The sequence below is a fragment of the Dyadobacter koreensis genome (assembly GCF_900108855.1).
Taxonomy (GTDB): Bacteria; Bacteroidota; Bacteroidia; order Cytophagales; family Spirosomataceae; genus Dyadobacter; species Dyadobacter koreensis.
Genome location: NZ_FNXY01000001.1, coordinates 342,991 through 358,041, shown reverse-complemented (window position 1 = coordinate 358,041; position 15,051 = coordinate 342,991). Strand labels below are relative to the sequence as shown.

Here is a 15,051-nt window from a genome sequence, read left to right as displayed (position 1 = left end):
AGCGGTAGTTGCGAAAGAACAGTCTTAAGAATATAGGTTGATAACCCTAATAGCATTAAAATTTGACGGATTTATGCTTCACTGCCATTAAATCGATAACTTGATATGTACTTCGCTTGTCCCGATAGTGACCGATTAAACGTCTTTTGTATTTTGTTTGATGAGTGCCAGCATAGTGGAATTAAAAGAAGTCAAATCTGCTCCTAATTCGTTGAAAAATTCCAAATCGGCGTTTTCGACGCAGATAATGGCTTTTTGAAGTACTACTTCTCCTTTCGTAGTCAGCTTAATCAGCTTTGCCCTGGTGTCTGTCGGGTGATCATGGCGGGTGATGAATTCTTTTTCTTCGAGTGTCCGTAAGACCTTTGACACCATCATCCTGTCCGCATTGCCCTGATTAGCTATATCGACCTGCGTAACTTTATCACTCTCCCTGGATAGCCAGGCCAGGGCACAGAGTAACGCAAACTGGGTAGAGGTTAGATCCAAAGGATCCAGCACACGCTTTTGTTTCCTTTGCCATAGCATGGTTAACTGCCCCAAAAGATAACCCGGGCTTTCTTCGGGTTTCTTAAAATGAAATTCAATCTTTTCGGACATGGCTCTTTTCTAGCATTTGTGAAGAAATCAGTTCAAAGTCGTGCTGATCGATTTCGAACAAACCAAAACGAAACGGATACCCCCAGTTTTTCTTGTCCTGAATAAAATTCAGTCCAGGGATTAGCGGCAAAATGGAAGTATCTTCGCCAGGAAAAAATTCAACCTTGCGTCTTGATGGGCAGAAATCCTCTGACGCTTGGAACTGGTAGATTTCATCATCGATAAGCCTGCCTATTCCTGTGAACTGCTGACACGCCTGTGGCTTTCCTAGTGTTTGTTTTCCCGAATAGAAGATAACGACATCGTCTTTGCGCAGACGTTTAAGAGGCGATGCACTGCCGTGGCAAGTCTGGGCAATCCCCTGCATCAATGCGCTTTTGACATGATCCTTTGACGCCGTTATGATCCAATATTTTGTATCCCGGTTCATATCTATTCAACTGTCTCAAGGAAGGTTAGCTTGTATCCGTCTGGGTCTTTGGCAACGATGATTTTTCCGAAAGGTGTTTCCTGAATTGGCCCTAGCAGGGTTACATCCTTCGCAAGCAGCTGAGCCTGGAGATCCTCGATTTTTTCATCGATTGCGAACCAGATTGCAACGCCGACACCCAGCTCCTTTCCATCGAGGTCACCAATTGGGGTACGAATGGCAAAACTTGACTCACCTTTGTTGTAACGAAATACACAGGCATGTGGGTTAGGCATTCCGGAATCTTCGAAACCTAATTTCTGCGTATAAAACGCTTTGGATGCCTCAATATCCCTCACTTGAAGGGATGCAAATTCCAATTTTCTCATAATGTTTCTGATTTTTGTTGTCGCAAATATAATATATACGACAACAAAACACAAATATTTTTATTTTTCCATGTCCACATATATACTACGGTTTGTATGTGTATCTACTTCATTTGGAAGTACAGTTTAAGGTGCCAGATTCAGAGTAAATTAAGCTTCAAAAGGCACTCATCAGCTACAAACCTACATTTGTGACAACAGTCCCAATTACATTTTAACGACGGTTAAATGAACCGAGAATGATCGAATTTAGCTGAATTCTAAGCTGGCAGTTCTCCGTAAAATATCACAGCACTTCATTAGCTTTCAAAACCACCCTATACTTTCTATGTAAATGTTTCGAGAGGTAATGCATCTAATGTCGTTGAATAGAACCGACAGCGAATTACGCAACGGGAAGTTAGATTGGATTGCCGGAACCTTATCTTTTTAGTATATTTGCTTTGTATTGTCCTGAAATCAGCAGACACCAGATTAATATCGAGAGGCAGGCAGCAAAAATGAAATATTCGGCTGGCAGTCGGTAGGATTTGTCTTAACATTACAAGAATATAATTGGAAAGATCAAAGGGTTACTGCCTGTGCTACGAATGTTCTTTTCTTCTTACAAAAACCAGTCCTCCTGGTCATTTCAATATCGCCTCGGTTTCAGTTAAAAAGTTGTTAACCGCATCCTTAATGTCAATTCCAGACCTTTTGGCCAAAACAATCAACCACCAGATATTCTCACCCAGCTTATGTTCCAGTTCTGTCTGAGAACCTGCTTTCGGCCAGCGTTGCTGCTGGGACATAATGTTACGTCCCACCAATCCGGCATCAGTCAGGTAGGCCAGCGCATCTTCTTCCACCGTCCACTCGCTTCCATGATGTAGGCGTTCAAGTTCATGGTATTTATTTCTTATTTCTAAAGACCGACGGATAATGCCGTCTAAATATTCTTTGCTCATATCTGTATGTTAGTGAATTAAGTTTGCGGTCACAAATACAATCCTGTTATCCCGGAATTTAAAATCAAAGGTGCCAGCAATTTTACCTTCCTGGTCATCCACGTCAAATACATGGTAGCCAACATTTAATTTGTTGGCCAAAGACAGTAGCTTGTCCTTATCACGTCCTGGGATATCAAAATCGAGGTTTAATTCTTTTGCCCTTTCAGCAATGATTTTCCCGGTATACCCGGTGGCTCCATACAGGAGCATCTTTTTCTCTGCTTTCATTTCGGTCGTTTTCTTACTTATAAAATGCATCAGGGATTGAGTGATATGCTCAATCCAAGTGCATTTATGATCATCTTATTATTACAATGATGGATTTGCTCCTCCGTCAATAATATAGTTTACTCCTGTTATATAGGATGCTCTTGGAGAAACTAGAAAACCAACCAGTTCAGCTATCTCATCAGGAAGGGCCATTCTTCCCATCGGAATTCCGCCCAGGGAATTCATCAAATTCCGGGTCACTTCTTCAATGCTTGAAGCTGTTGTGTCAGCTAATGATTGTAAATAAGCATCCATGGTATCGGTTTTGACCATACCTGGCGAAACGGCTGCAATACGTATACCTTTTGGTGTAAATTCTTTCGCAAGGCTTTTGCTGTAGTTATTCAGGGCTGCTTTGGCTACCGCGTATGCGCCCAGTGATTCATAGACGGGCAGAGCACCGGTGATGGACGAAACATGGATAATAACGCCGCTATTCTTTTCTACCATTTGGGGTAGAATGGCCCTGTCAATGCGAACTGCGGAATGCAAATTTAACTGCATATCATTCTCCCAATGTTTGTCAGTCAGAACGCCAAATCCTCCGGAAGGACTGCTGGATCCACCCATGTTATTGACCAAAATATCGATCGCTCCATACTTTTCATTAATTTCCCACACCATCTTATCGGTTTCACTTGAAATAGTTATATCTGCGGCAATGAAATGATGTTTCAGGTTTTCATCTCCGGGGTGGTTTCTGGCAGTTACAATCACAGTAGCGCCGGCCTGTGATAATCTATCGGCGATTGCCTTACCTATACCTTTTGTTCCTCCGGTCACTAATGCTACTTTCCCGGTTAGTTCTTTTTCCATTTTAAATTAATTGATTACTGAAACAATTGTTTCAGATTTTTCAAATTTTTTTCTTGATGATCGTCTTGTTAAACAGCCGGGTAGGTCCCGCCGTCGGCGAGCATGTTGGCTCCTGTAATGTAAGCAGCACCGTCCGATACCAGAAAAGCCACCAGGCTGGCAATTTCTTCTGGCTCGGCCAGCCGGTTTAATGGGACACCGCCAAGGCCATCCATGATCTGTTGAGCTGCTTCTGTTACGGTTTTACCGATAGACTTTGCATAACTTTGAAGAAAGGATTCCATGGCCGTTGTTCTGACCATTCCTGGGGAAACGGTATTTACCCGTATTCCATGTCCGGCCACTTCATTAGCCAGTGTTTTACTGTAGGCGTTTAAAGCTGATTTCATCACCCCATAGGAAAAATTGGATTGGTACAAGGGTATTTTGCCGTTCAGCGATGAAATATGGATAACCACACCGGACTTGTTGCCGATCATTTTGGGGACAATGGCTTTATCCAGCCTTATAGAGGCCATTAGATTGAGTTCAATATCCCTGCCCCAATCTTCGTCACTCAGCATCTGAAAACCTCCCGCAGGAGAGGAAGTGCCCCCAACATTATTAATCAGAATTGCTGGTATGCCGTATTGCTGAACCATGGTTTCTGCAAGGCTAGTTATATCGCTGCTATCTGTAAAATCCGCGGCTATAAAATGATGTTCAATTTTTCCTTCGGGTGGTTTTCGTGCCGTAACCACAACGGTTGCTCCTTCGAAGGCTAACTTCTCTGCGATGGCTTTTCCTATTCCTTTTGTTCCTCCGGTCACCAGGGCTATTTTACCTGATAGTTCTTTCGCTGATTTTTCCATGTTGGATTCTTTATTATTATTGAAACATTTGTTTCAGATTTGTGTAAAAAATTTATGCTTATCTTGTAACAGGATCACGCAGGATGGTCTGCAGATGCTGCTGGCTTTGTCCCGGTTCAAAATGAGTTAAGTGAATTTCGTGATGCATACCGGATTTTCTAAAACCGTTACTGGTCGCAAATTTTTGCAGAACGGGGAGCGTATCCAGCTCGCCAGCAAAAGGACCTACATGAAGAAGCTGCACACAAGTCCCAGCCGTATAAGTGAAAAGCTCAAAGTCCCCGGCAAAAGGAATATCCTGTTTTTGCCCGGCAACTTGTTTGATATGTTCAATGGTGATAAAATCCGGAATCCGGATTGCAATCCGGTATTGAAGAAAATCCAGATCTACTGTTGTGTAGAAATTTCCGATATCTACATAGCCGACTTTCTCCTGGTCAAACCAGTAGAATATTTCCACCACGCTGCTTGAAAATGCAAAATCCGTTTCAGCGTGATTTTTCTCCAGTGCGGTTACAAATTCTTTTATAGCTTTTTTCTTTTCGTAGAAAATTGCCGTTCCCGGGCTTCCTTTTCCAAGAATGGAAACATAGCTTGCTTGTTCTATTTCCACCACCTCAGGCTGTTCCCTTGCCGTGTAGTAGCTCTTGTATTGCTGGCGTAAATCCATAATTATAAAACGTTTGTTTCAGATTTAAATAAAAAATTACTGGCTTATCTGCTTGATTAAGAATGCAGCCATATGCTTGATCCGTGATTTGTCCTTGTGAATGATAAAGGATTCATGCCAGCCCGTAAAGTGGTTGATGATGTAGTCCGTCAGCATTGCTGCGTCCTGGCTTACTTTTATTTCTCCTTTTTCAATGGCTCTTTCCACTAAACTTATTAGCAGGTTATAAGTAAAATCATTGTCCGCTTTTATGATCTGCTGCACCTGCTTATCTGTTGAGGCAATTTCAAAAGTGGTTTTAATGGCCAGGCAACTATCAGCTTCATTTGTAATGACGTAAGCGGCAGATTGAATATATTTCTCGATCGCTTTTATCGGTGATTTGATAGGCTCCAGCTGCTTTAAAGCAGCTCTCATTCTTGACTCTGTATAGTGCTTTAAGCTCCTGACAAAAAGTTCGTGTTTGTCGCCGATCGTATTGTAGAGGCTACTGCTGTTAATACCCATCGCCTCTGTCAGGTCCCTCATTGTGGTACCGTTATAGCCTTTTTTCCAAAAGACATCCATTGCCTTGGAAACGGCTAACTGTTCGTCAAATTCTACGTTTCTTGCCATAATGAAAGCAAAGATATGAAAATATCTGAAACATCCATTTCAGAATTTAATAATTAAGTCTCTCTCTACTAATTCAGCAGACTTTTTTTGTAGTCCGATGGAGAAAACAAGGTTTTATTTTTAAAGAGTTTGTTGAATGACTGCGGATGCTCGAAGCCTAAATGATAGGCAATTTCGGCGATGGTCAATTCATCTTTTGCAAGATACTGCTTGGCCTTTTCGATCACTTTTTCGTGGATGAAATGCTGCGTATTCAACCCAACAAGATTTCGCAGCAGATCGCTCAGATAACGCGGCGTAACATTCAGTTTTTCTGCTATATCGTTTACTGTAGGAAGCCCTTTTAGCAATGACTTGTCCTCATTAAAATAGTCTTCCAACTGCTGTTCCAGTCTGGCAAGCAGGTCATTGTTTACGGCCTTTCTGGTCAAAAACTGCCGGTCGTAAAAGCGGTTGGCATAATTAAGGAGCACTTCTATTTGTGAAATGATCACATCCTGGCTGAATTTATCGATACGCTCGCAGAGCTCATCCTGAATGAGGCGGTATATGCTCAGAATTGTCGATTTTTCTTTTTCGGAAAGATATAATGCTTCTGCCGCAGAATAACTGAAATAGCCATATTGTCTGATGGCTGAGTTTAATGGATAAGGCCGAAGGAAATCAGGATGAATATGAAGCGTCATACCACTGTAATCGGCCTCTTCGTCCTGCATTTTTAATAACTGTCCCGGCGCAATGAACGACATTCCGCCCGCTTCAAAATCGTAGAATCCCTGGCCGTATTTGAGTTTTCCGGAAAAACCGGTTTTGAAAGATATTTTGTAAAAGTTCAGGATAATGCCCTGTTCGAAATCTTTGGGATCAAACTGCGCCTCTCCATAATTCATGATGCTGATAAGCGGATGAGACGGAGCGGGCTGCCCCATCGCTTTATGGAGCTGTGATAAAGAATCAAATACGACCGGATTTTTTTTCATGTTCACAAATTTAAGTAATTCAGATAAAGCATTTCCTATCTAAACCTGTAAAGGCCTGCACAGGAAAGACTTTACAGGTTTAAAAAATGAACTGTGCGCGGATTTTTTCGAATTGTCCTTCGGGGCTTAGTTCCAGGCGTTGCTCATACAGGGTAATCGCATCGTTGCCGGCGATATACCTAAGTTGGTTTTCCCCATCGTTGGCTGCATCATAAATAATACTGGCTACGTCCTCTGCTTTTGTGTACCGGGCAAGCTGCTGCTCGCTATAACCCTCACTTACTTTTGCCACCAGCTGACTATATGCTTCGTGCATTCCTCCCTGCATAGATCTTCCTGCAAAATCCGTCTGCATTCCTCCCGGGGCTACTATTTTTACTTTGATCCCGAATTGAGCAAGTTCATAAGCCAGACCTTCTGAGAAACCGTCAACAGCAAATTTGGTCGCATTATAAATGGAGCAGGTGGGGTATCCTAAAAGCCCAAAAGTTGAGGTGATGTTAATGAAGGTACCGCTTTTCTTTTTCCTGAAATAAGGAAGAAATGCTCTGGTAATGTTAATAACACCGCATAGATTGGTCTGGACTTGGGCCTGGATCTGCTCATCTGTTAAAGCTTCCAACGGACCAATCAGACCGTATCCAGCATTGTTCAGTACCACGTCCACGGAATAGGATTTCAGAATCTCAGAAATTGTTTTCTGTAATCTTTCAGTATCAGTAACATCCAATTCAACCAAGGTTATATTCGGAAGTTCACTTAGCTCTTTTTCCGCATCGGTTTTCCGCATCGTTGCGATTACATGCCAGCCACTTGCCTGGAAGAATTTAGCGGTTGCTTTACCAAGACCGGAAGAAGCTCCTGTGATGAAAATTGTCTTTTGCATAATCTTTGTTTTAATTGTACGATGCAAAATTCAGCATTACAGAACGGCTGGAATTAATCGAATAGGAAATATTGTAAGCCAAAATGACGATGTTAATAGCTGGAATTTGCTATTTGGCCTAAAACCAATGTATGAACTACTGCTTTGTGTGATGGCGTGCTGATGCATCAGCGATTAATTTATTAATAAGAAGCGGGTGAAATTTGGGGGAATCATTTTGTTCATTTTCCATTGTTCGCGATCAATAGCCCCGAGGACTATCACTTAACATAAAAAAAGCTTAAAAGGACAATACTGAATGCACCCTCAATTTGGCTACAATATTTCCTGTTTCGGCTACAAGCGCTGTGTCATCACCGCGGAACTTTGCTGTGTAAAAATTAAAATGATATGCAGACAGAAAAAAACAAGGTGGCTCTGGTAACAGGAGCAAATACAGGCGTGGGATACCAGATTGCTAAATCACTTGCTGATGAAGGCTATACCGTTTACGTCGGTTCCAGAAACAACGACAAGGGGCAGATTGCCGTTATCCAGATCGGCAAGCAGTCAAAAGCCATTCAATTAGATATAACGGATTCCCAATCCATCGATGCAGCAGTAAGACAAATTCAAAGCGAAGCCGGATACCTGACGCTGCTGGTCAATAACGCAGCCATCTCGAATGCGGGGGAGCCTGGACGCACTATGGAAGAGGTTCTTGGAGCTCAACGCGCCAGTATCGCACCGATCGACGAAATGAAAACGGTCTGGGAAACGAATGTGTTTGGTACACTTGCCGTGACACAAGCCTTTTTACCTCTATTGAGGAAGGCTGAAAAAGCACGGATCGTGACTGTGTCGAGCGCGCTCGGCTCGCTCACTATGAATGCCAATCCAGCTAATCCATATCGTGCAGCTTTCGATGTGGTTTATGGGGCATCCAAAACTGCGCTTAATGGCGTTTTCCTTTCTCTGGCCATCGATTTAGCGGATACCAATATCAAAGTACACCTGGTAAGTCCTGGTTTTACCGCAACGGCACTCAATAATTTCCAGGGGACCGATACGGTGGAAGAAGGGTCTATAGAACCAATAAGGGTGGCCTTGTCAGAAGACCTGCCGACAGGAAGTTTTACGGGACCCGCTCATTATGCCGGAGCAGACAATATTGTTCCGTGGTGATTGTAAGAGGTTAAAGCCCGTGGCTGGAAACAGTCACGGGCTTTTGGTATATTTACATGATGAAAACTAAGGAAGAGAAATTGATACGGTTCATAACGATATCGGAAACGCATGAGGCCTTTGGCTTGCCCAAACCCCAGCATCCTTTGATCAGCCTTGTTCATTTCAACGAGCGCAATCCCTTCAATACAAGCATGGCGCCAATCTACGACGTGCTTAGCTTTTATAAGATCACCTTCATCACCGATAACAACGGAAGGCTGAAATACGGCCGGGATTACTATGATTTCGACGAAGGAAGCATGCTGTTTCTGGCGCCTAACCAATTAGTGGGCAGCACAGATTATAATAGCAAGACCTATTGTTACATCCTGCTCATACATCCCGATTTTTTACTGGGCCATCCTTTGGCAAGTAAGATCAGGCAATATGGCTATTTCGCATATTCAGCGAATGAAGCACTGCATTTATCCGACACGGAAAAGGAAAATATCCTTTCGATTTACAGGCACATGGAGCAGGAACTCAACAGCCGTGTGGATGAATTCAGTCAGGAGCTCATGATCGCCCATATCGAATTGCTGTTGAGCTATGTTAACCGCTACTACAAGCGGCAGTTCATTACCCGCAAGATGGTCAACGATGATATCCTGTCGAAAACGGAAGCCATACTTGATACCTATTTGAACAGCCAGCAATCCCTGCATGACGGGGTTCCTACCGTTCAATTTCTCTCTGAAAAACTGAACCTTTCGCCGGGTTACCTAAGCGATATGCTCCGTTCGCTGATTGGGCAGAATGCCCAGCAGTATATCCACGAAAAATTAATCGAGAAAGCCAAAGAGCGGCTGACCACGACGCAGCTAAGCATGTCCGAAATTGCCTATGAGCTCGGTTTTGAACATTCGCAAAGTTTCAGCAAGCTATTTAAAAACAAAACCAATCAATCTCCGATGGAGTTTAGGGCTTCATTTACATAAAAACATTCGTTCAAAGGCAGTAATAGTGAGAATGGCAAAGGATTGATTTTATTAACTTTGGCTCATGTTAAATGAAGAAAAAACTGGAAAACCCGGACTGAATGAAGTGGACTTTCGACTTACAGGTTTTAAAGTTCATGCCCTTCCGGAATCAACAGAGGTCTCGGTCAAAGCTGGACGGCGCGACCTTTACAAAATGGGTTTGGTCAAAGGCGACATGACCATTAATTATGGTGGTCAGTTACTGGAGATCAAAGGGACCGCACTCTTTTTCGTCAACCCGCATGTACCGCATGCTCTTGTCCGCCGCGTTAATCGTACTAGTGGTTACGCTTGCATCTTTACCGAAACGAAACCTTCCCCATGGGCCGGGTACAGGATTCTGCGCTTTTCAGGGTCGGCGAAAATAGAAAGGTGCGGACGGGATATTACTAAACGACAGCGGTAACCTTTATTTGACGGGAAATGAAGTTACAGTCGTAAATCCTTCTGCAAAAAATCATTGGTCATATTAATACGCCTTCTAAAAGATACAATTGTCAGTTTTGGTGATAAAGTGAAGAATTCGGAGCCAATGATCACCAAAATTTGGAAATTGAGGGTAGGGCTTTTTGCTTGGAATTGGCCGGTGTAAGTAAATGATTTAACATTATTTAGCATATGGGGAGTAATATTCTTTTGATGGTCAATCTGTCACGGAATCATATGGTCTACGCGTCCGAATTCTCCATACAATCTTCTAATCGATATAGAAAAGCATTGTTTTAGTTGGTATATTTCCTTTCGAGAGCTATCATCATTTATTTCAATAAAATAAATGATGATGCTATTCCGATTTATTAGAGTTTTGCAATATCCACGATCGATCCATATTGCTAAAACAATTAATCGAATAGAGTTTTTGCCTGGTTTAAGCCAATAATGAATCGTCCGTTTTCTGGCATCTATAAACGCAGGTTTTTTAAAACTTATTTTTATCTATTACAACGTTCTGAGGCTTGAATGAGTCATCTATAGAAATTAATACCTACTATGATCAAATTCTTGTACTACCTCTCATTTTTAGTATTTGTTGGAGCATCCTGTCAACAAACTGAGCCAAGGAATATTGATAATAAGGATTGTAAAAGTGATAATGTATTAAAAAATTCAACTTGGCTCAAGGAAAAAATACGTGAGTTGGAAGCCTATAGTAGTAAAGGTTCATGTTCTACTAACTTTTCAGGATGCTTTTACATCGCTCGGGGGCAGGTTCATGGCGAGATAATATTTGAAATAGGCATCTGCTGTCCTGGCGTCGATTATGCACCTGCATATTACAACTGTGATGGTACCTTATTCTGTGAATTCAAAAATAATAACTGCCCTATTCAATCTGATATTGATGATCGAGAGATCATATGGAGCATTTCCTCCAAATAGTTTTATCGTCTTTCCCAATACAGTTACAGGTCTGTAACACAAATGGGAAAAGTGCGTTCTCCTTGTACTATACCAAGAACTTTTCAAAACTTCACTTCCCCCTTGTTCCCGTAATAATCACTTAAGATAACATTGATTATCAAGCATAGAGGATTTCACGAAAACCTGATTTCCCGGAACATTAACTCTTAATCTCAAATCTCTAAAAATCACCGTTTTTTATGACATGCATAAGTTCTTGGGCAGTAAATTGAGGGGCATTTTTTTGCAATTAGTGAGGAATTAAGTTTTACTAATAAGTTTAGATACTTATCCATTTCGAAAATGAAGAAACAAACCTAATTTATCGTAATCCTACTACTGCATTTACCATTAGAAACTAGTTATATCCCGCTAAAACTTTTCACACCTGTTCATTGGCGAACAAACCCTGTCCGAAAACGAACAAAGTTCAAATAGTCTAGCTTCCTAAAATGCCGTTTACAACTTCCTTTCGCAACTTAAAATATCAGGCATGGATTTAATATACCAAAATAGATGATATAGAGGAATCAAGTAAAAATACGGACGTATGAGAAGAAGCGATCTGGGAGAATTTGAGGAAATAGTACTGCTTGCCGTTGCTGCGATGTCGCCCAAAGCTTATGCTGTTGTAATTGCCGAAGAGCTGGAAAAGGAAACAAAATATTCAGTCAGTACCGGAGCAGTTCATGCTGCATTACAAAGGTTAGAAGATAAGGGTTATCTGAGTTCGTCCTTCGGCGAAGCAACTCCTGAACGCGGCGGGCGAAGGAAAAGGCTTTTCACGATAACAACATATGGTGTGCGGATTTTAAAGGAGACAAGGGCGGTTCGTAATAATTTATGGGATCGGATTTTACCAGAGGTTCTATCAAAAGTCGGACTTGATCTTTCCTGAAAACTTTAACTCTAGTCACTTATGTCATTCAAGAATTATTCAAGACAAGAAATTCCACAACCACCAAAATGGCTGGACCGTTTTGCCCGCTGGATCTGCGCGCCACATTTACGCGAGACACTTATCGGCGATCTTCATGAACGCTACGCATTACGTGTCTGCCGTTTTGGGGCTAAAAAAGCAAGTGCGCTGTATAGAAGAGAAGTGGTGGGTCTGATCCGCCCAAGCATCATAAAGAGACAAAAATTATCTCAATCCCCCCAACTTTTTTTCAACTTCATTATGTTAGGAAACTACTTTAAAATCGGCTCCCGGGTTTTGATTAAAAATAAAGGCTACTCATTCATACATCTGGTGGGCCTCACTATTGGCCTTTGGGCTTGTATGATGGTAGCAACTGTGGTGATCGACAGCCTTTCGTACGATAAACAATGGGCAAGAAGCAATGATCTATACCGTATAGTGACTATAGATAAAAGAGGAGAAGGTATGTATGAACGCGGTTCTTATTCCAATTCAAGTCTGGCGGCTGAACTAAAAAAGAATTATCCAGAAGTGGAAAACTACTCCAGCATATCGCAGGGAACTTCTTATTTGAATCTGACGAAAGGAGAAATGAACGGGGTTAAAACCAATGTGCTTCGGATGGATACCACCGCTTGGCAGATGCTGGATGTAAAGGTGTTGTCCGGCAATCCAAGTCTGTACCAGGCGGGCAACAAAAATATTGTCATTTCAGAAACCTTCCGCAATAAGTTTTTCATAAATCAGGACCCTGTTGGTAAAATCATTTATGACACGCCATCATATGGAGACAAAGCAAATCCATATCTGATTACGGGTGTAATGGAAGATCTTCCTTATAATTCGCATCTAAGGGCAGACGTGATACAGGTGCAGCAGAATAGAGTTTTAACATTTAGTACAGATGGTGCGTCTGAATTCTCCCAGAATTATCTATTGATGAAGCGCGGAACGGATATGAACAAGTTTCAGGCAAGAGTGAATTCATGGTATTCACGCGTGATGAAGGATGATCGGGACCAGACCTTCGAATTTCAACCGATGCAAGACATTTATTTGAATTCTGACTTTGCACAAAACCAGAAAATTAAAGGAAGTGCACGTACGATCCATATTTTTGCAGGCGTAGCATTGTTATTGTTATTTATTGCTTGCGTCAATTTTGTGAACCTGAGTACTGCCCGGGCATTTTCCAGATTAAAGGAAACGGGTATAAGACGAATATTAAGTGGCTCTCGTTATCAGTTGATGATGCAAATACTGGCAGAAACATTTTTACTTTTCGGCATCTCGTTTTCGGCAGCCATTCTTGTTTACTACTTTTCCTTAAAATCGGTTGAATCTTTCCTGGGTCACAAACTGGTGCAAACCTTCACTTCGAATCCTTCATTGGCAGCAAGTGCTATTGGTGTGATCTTCCTTACCTGTTTATTTACAGGATTTTATCCTGCCTGGATGATTTCAGGACTTAAACCCACAGATACCATCCGTGGTGTGATTTCTACATCCATATCGAGACAAAACTGGCTTCGGAAGGGGCTGGTCATCACACAGTTTACTATTTCTATTGTGGTTCTGTTTGCTACGATTGTGGTTCGGCAGCAACTCAGTTATATGGAAAACAAAAATTTAGGTTATAATAAAAATAACCTGTTAACAATCGGAGGTGTATCCTGGGAGGGTAAAAGTGAAGCTTTCAAAAATGAAGTCAACCAAATTCCTGGGGTAGTCAGTTCAAGCATCAGTCAATGGTTACCGACTGGGGGAGCCGGATTTATGAGCCAGGATGTGGAAGATCCGGCCAATCAAAAGAATAAGGTAAAGGTATGGTACATTGCCGGTGATATTGATTTGCCCCGAACGCTCGGATTGAGATTGGTCAGGGGAAGAACATTTGACCTAAAATATGGTGCTGATGTCCTTAATGCAGATTCCTTACGGGAAGTGAACTGGAAAAAATATGAGGAAGAGCAATCGCGACAAAGCTCGTTGCTCACAGAATCTGCGGCAAAAATCCTACATATAAAAGAACTTGGCATTCAGATTAAGAATGCAAGCACAGTCCCAATTGGTGTTATTGAGAATTTTAATAATGAGTCGCTTTACGAAACCATCAAACCGACGGTTATCATAGCGCAACGTTCAGCTCAATACGGTAGCATGCTTATCCGGACAAAACCAGGAATGGAAACCAATGTCAATGCTTCTTTGAAAAAACTTTGGAAGAAGTTCTTTGCGGCAAAACTTCTTGAAATAAATTCTGTGGAAGATTTATTAACTAAACAATATGAAGCCGAAAGCAAACTACAGCAATTGTTCGTATTTTTCAGTACTCTTACCATGTTTCTTTCTGCATTGGGTATTTTTGGATTAGTCGTTCAAGCAGCAGAACAGCGCGAAAAAGAAGTTGGAATTCGTAAGGTTTTAGGAGCATCTGTCGCTGAAATTGTGACTTTGTTGTCAAGTGATTTTGTAAAGCTTGTGAGTTTCTCTTTTTTTGTTGCGTCGCCCATCGCCTGGTATAGTCTCGGCAAGTGGCTTCAAAGCTATCCTTACCGAATTGGTATTGACTGGTGGATGTTCTTAATTGCAGGTTTTGGGGCTATTTTGACTACCCTAATCACAGTGAGTTTTCAAACAATCAAAGCTGCCATGATGGATCCTGTGAAGAATTTGCGGAATGAGTAGCTTAATACATGATCTTGTTGATTTATCTCCCATCTTTGTGACCTCACTAAGAGTCGCTTTCTCCTCGTTTAAGCCTACGTGCATATTCCCGCTTCCACTAGGTTCTAATGCGTCAATATTTACAGTAGATTTGTCTTTCAAGATTCGCATGGCGTGCATGCGGACGGAAAAAACGTTAGTTATTGGCATAGGTGAACCCAGCACATATGGGATCACGCGATCCCAAACGCCGGTCGTATTTTCAATGCTGCCCACCGTGCAGTATTTACCACCACATTCTCCAAACGCGTAGCAATACAGCAGTTTGTCGCCATATATTTCGGTAGAAATCACTTTGGGAAATTGGGCGGTTGCGTCGTTTACGCTAAAGCATCCAAGG

General features: G+C 41.9%; 16 protein-coding genes. 5 read left to right on the top strand and 11 right to left on the bottom strand.

What is annotated here, in order from left to right; all coding sequences use genetic code 11:
• Nucleotides 1-135: 135 nt before the first annotated feature.
• From BMY70_RS01505 to BMY70_RS01455, 11 genes are all read right to left on the bottom strand, one after another.
• On the bottom strand, nt 136-600 hold the full coding sequence (locus BMY70_RS01505; RefSeq protein WP_090331191.1) for a MarR family winged helix-turn-helix transcriptional regulator: 465 nt from the start codon (nt 598-600) through the stop codon (nt 136-138).
• Entirely contained in the window at nt 584-1,030 is a 447-nt protein-coding gene (locus BMY70_RS01500) for an EVE domain-containing protein (RefSeq protein ID WP_090331188.1), read from the bottom strand. The genes BMY70_RS01505 and BMY70_RS01500 overlap by 17 nt, the downstream gene beginning before the upstream one ends.
• 2 nt (nt 1,031-1,032) lie before the next feature.
• On the bottom strand, nt 1,033-1,398 hold the full coding sequence (locus tag BMY70_RS01495; RefSeq protein WP_090331186.1) for a VOC family protein: 366 nt from the start codon (nt 1,396-1,398) through the stop codon (nt 1,033-1,035).
• A gap of 626 nt (nt 1,399-2,024) precedes the next feature.
• Nucleotides 2,025-2,345, bottom strand: a complete 321-nt coding sequence (locus BMY70_RS01490) for a nucleoside triphosphate pyrophosphohydrolase family protein (protein ID WP_090331184.1) — start codon at nt 2,343-2,345, stop codon at nt 2,025-2,027.
• A gap of 9 nt (nt 2,346-2,354) precedes the next feature.
• Nucleotides 2,355-2,615 (bottom strand): hypothetical protein, encoded by a 261-nt coding sequence (locus tag BMY70_RS01485; RefSeq protein ID WP_177196926.1) that lies wholly within the window; start codon nt 2,613-2,615, stop codon nt 2,355-2,357.
• 81 nt (nt 2,616-2,696) lie between these two features.
• Complete coding sequence (locus tag BMY70_RS01480; protein ID WP_090331182.1) at nt 2,697-3,473, bottom strand: SDR family oxidoreductase; 777 nt, start codon at nt 3,471-3,473, stop codon at nt 2,697-2,699.
• Between the two features lie 68 nt (nt 3,474-3,541).
• Nucleotides 3,542-4,324: an SDR family oxidoreductase gene (locus BMY70_RS01475; protein ID WP_090331179.1), complete on the bottom strand. Its 783-nt coding sequence runs from the start codon at nt 4,322-4,324 to the stop codon at nt 3,542-3,544.
• A gap of 58 nt (nt 4,325-4,382) precedes the next feature.
• A complete protein-coding gene (locus BMY70_RS01470; RefSeq protein WP_090331176.1) occupies nt 4,383-4,994 on the bottom strand; it encodes a hypothetical protein in 612 nt (203 codons plus the stop codon).
• Between the two features lie 36 nt (nt 4,995-5,030).
• Entirely contained in the window at nt 5,031-5,609 is a 579-nt protein-coding gene (locus BMY70_RS01465; protein ID WP_090331173.1) for a TetR/AcrR family transcriptional regulator, read from the bottom strand.
• 68 nt (nt 5,610-5,677) lie between these two features.
• A complete protein-coding gene (locus tag BMY70_RS01460) occupies nt 5,678-6,589 on the bottom strand; it encodes a helix-turn-helix domain-containing protein (RefSeq protein ID WP_090331170.1) in 912 nt (303 codons plus the stop codon).
• A gap of 79 nt (nt 6,590-6,668) precedes the next feature.
• Nucleotides 6,669-7,475 carry an SDR family oxidoreductase gene (locus tag BMY70_RS01455; RefSeq protein ID WP_090331167.1) on the bottom strand — a complete coding sequence of 269 codons (807 nt, stop codon included), beginning with the start codon at nt 7,473-7,475 and terminating at the stop codon, nt 6,669-6,671.
• Between the two features lie 390 nt (nt 7,476-7,865).
• Here BMY70_RS01455 and BMY70_RS01450 point away from each other — a divergent pair, with 390 nt between their 5' ends.
• The 5 genes from BMY70_RS01450 (at nt 7,866) to BMY70_RS01425 (ending at nt 14,672) form a co-directional block, all read left to right on the top strand.
• Complete coding sequence (locus BMY70_RS01450) at nt 7,866-8,639, top strand: SDR family NAD(P)-dependent oxidoreductase (RefSeq protein WP_090331164.1); 774 nt, start codon at nt 7,866-7,868, stop codon at nt 8,637-8,639.
• Between the two features lie 56 nt (nt 8,640-8,695).
• Complete coding sequence (locus tag BMY70_RS01445) at nt 8,696-9,619, top strand: helix-turn-helix domain-containing protein (RefSeq protein ID WP_374754686.1); 924 nt, start codon at nt 8,696-8,698, stop codon at nt 9,617-9,619.
• Nucleotides 9,620-9,683: 64 nt separating this feature from the next.
• On the top strand, nt 9,684-10,067 hold the full coding sequence (locus tag BMY70_RS01440; protein ID WP_090331158.1) for a hypothetical protein: 384 nt from the start codon (nt 9,684-9,686) through the stop codon (nt 10,065-10,067).
• Between the two features lie 1,545 nt (nt 10,068-11,612).
• Nucleotides 11,613-11,960, top strand: a complete 348-nt coding sequence (locus BMY70_RS01430) for a PadR family transcriptional regulator (RefSeq protein ID WP_090331153.1) — start codon at nt 11,613-11,615, stop codon at nt 11,958-11,960.
• 21 nt (nt 11,961-11,981) lie between these two features.
• The gene (locus BMY70_RS01425) at nt 11,982-14,672 is read left to right on the top strand and encodes an ABC transporter permease (protein WP_090331150.1); all 2,691 of its coding nucleotides are present in this window, start codon (nt 11,982-11,984) and stop codon (nt 14,670-14,672) included.
• The last annotated feature ends 379 nt before the right edge of the window (nt 14,673-15,051 follow it).

Coding starts and splice junctions, on each gene's coding strand:
- BMY70_RS01460 (WP_090331170.1), bottom strand. CDS start 6,589: ATGAAAAAAAATCCGGTCGTATTTGATTCTTTATCACAGCTCCATAAA.
- BMY70_RS01485 (WP_177196926.1), bottom strand. CDS start 2,615: ATGAAAGCAGAGAAAAAGATGCTCCTGTATGGAGCCACCGGGTATACC.
- BMY70_RS01480 (WP_090331182.1), bottom strand. CDS start 3,473: ATGGAAAAAGAACTAACCGGGAAAGTAGCATTAGTGACCGGAGGAACA.
- BMY70_RS01440 (WP_090331158.1), top strand. CDS start 9,684: ATGTTAAATGAAGAAAAAACTGGAAAACCCGGACTGAATGAAGTGGAC.
- BMY70_RS01475 (WP_090331179.1), bottom strand. CDS start 4,324: ATGGAAAAATCAGCGAAAGAACTATCAGGTAAAATAGCCCTGGTGACC.
- BMY70_RS01470 (WP_090331176.1), bottom strand. CDS start 4,994: ATGGATTTACGCCAGCAATACAAGAGCTACTACACGGCAAGGGAACAG.
- BMY70_RS01465 (WP_090331173.1), bottom strand. CDS start 5,609: ATGGCAAGAAACGTAGAATTTGACGAACAGTTAGCCGTTTCCAAGGCA.
- BMY70_RS01430 (WP_090331153.1), top strand. CDS start 11,613: ATGAGAAGAAGCGATCTGGGAGAATTTGAGGAAATAGTACTGCTTGCC.
- BMY70_RS01495 (WP_090331186.1), bottom strand. CDS start 1,398: ATGAGAAAATTGGAATTTGCATCCCTTCAAGTGAGGGATATTGAGGCA.
- BMY70_RS01450 (WP_090331164.1), top strand. CDS start 7,866: ATGCAGACAGAAAAAAACAAGGTGGCTCTGGTAACAGGAGCAAATACA.
- BMY70_RS01490 (WP_090331184.1), bottom strand. CDS start 2,345: ATGAGCAAAGAATATTTAGACGGCATTATCCGTCGGTCTTTAGAAATA.
- BMY70_RS01425 (WP_090331150.1), top strand. CDS start 11,982: ATGTCATTCAAGAATTATTCAAGACAAGAAATTCCACAACCACCAAAA.
- BMY70_RS01445 (WP_374754686.1), top strand. CDS start 8,696: ATGATGAAAACTAAGGAAGAGAAATTGATACGGTTCATAACGATATCG.
- BMY70_RS01505 (WP_090331191.1), bottom strand. CDS start 600: ATGTCCGAAAAGATTGAATTTCATTTTAAGAAACCCGAAGAAAGCCCG.
- BMY70_RS01500 (WP_090331188.1), bottom strand. CDS start 1,030: ATGAACCGGGATACAAAATATTGGATCATAACGGCGTCAAAGGATCAT.
- BMY70_RS01455 (WP_090331167.1), bottom strand. CDS start 7,475: ATGCAAAAGACAATTTTCATCACAGGAGCTTCTTCCGGTCTTGGTAAA.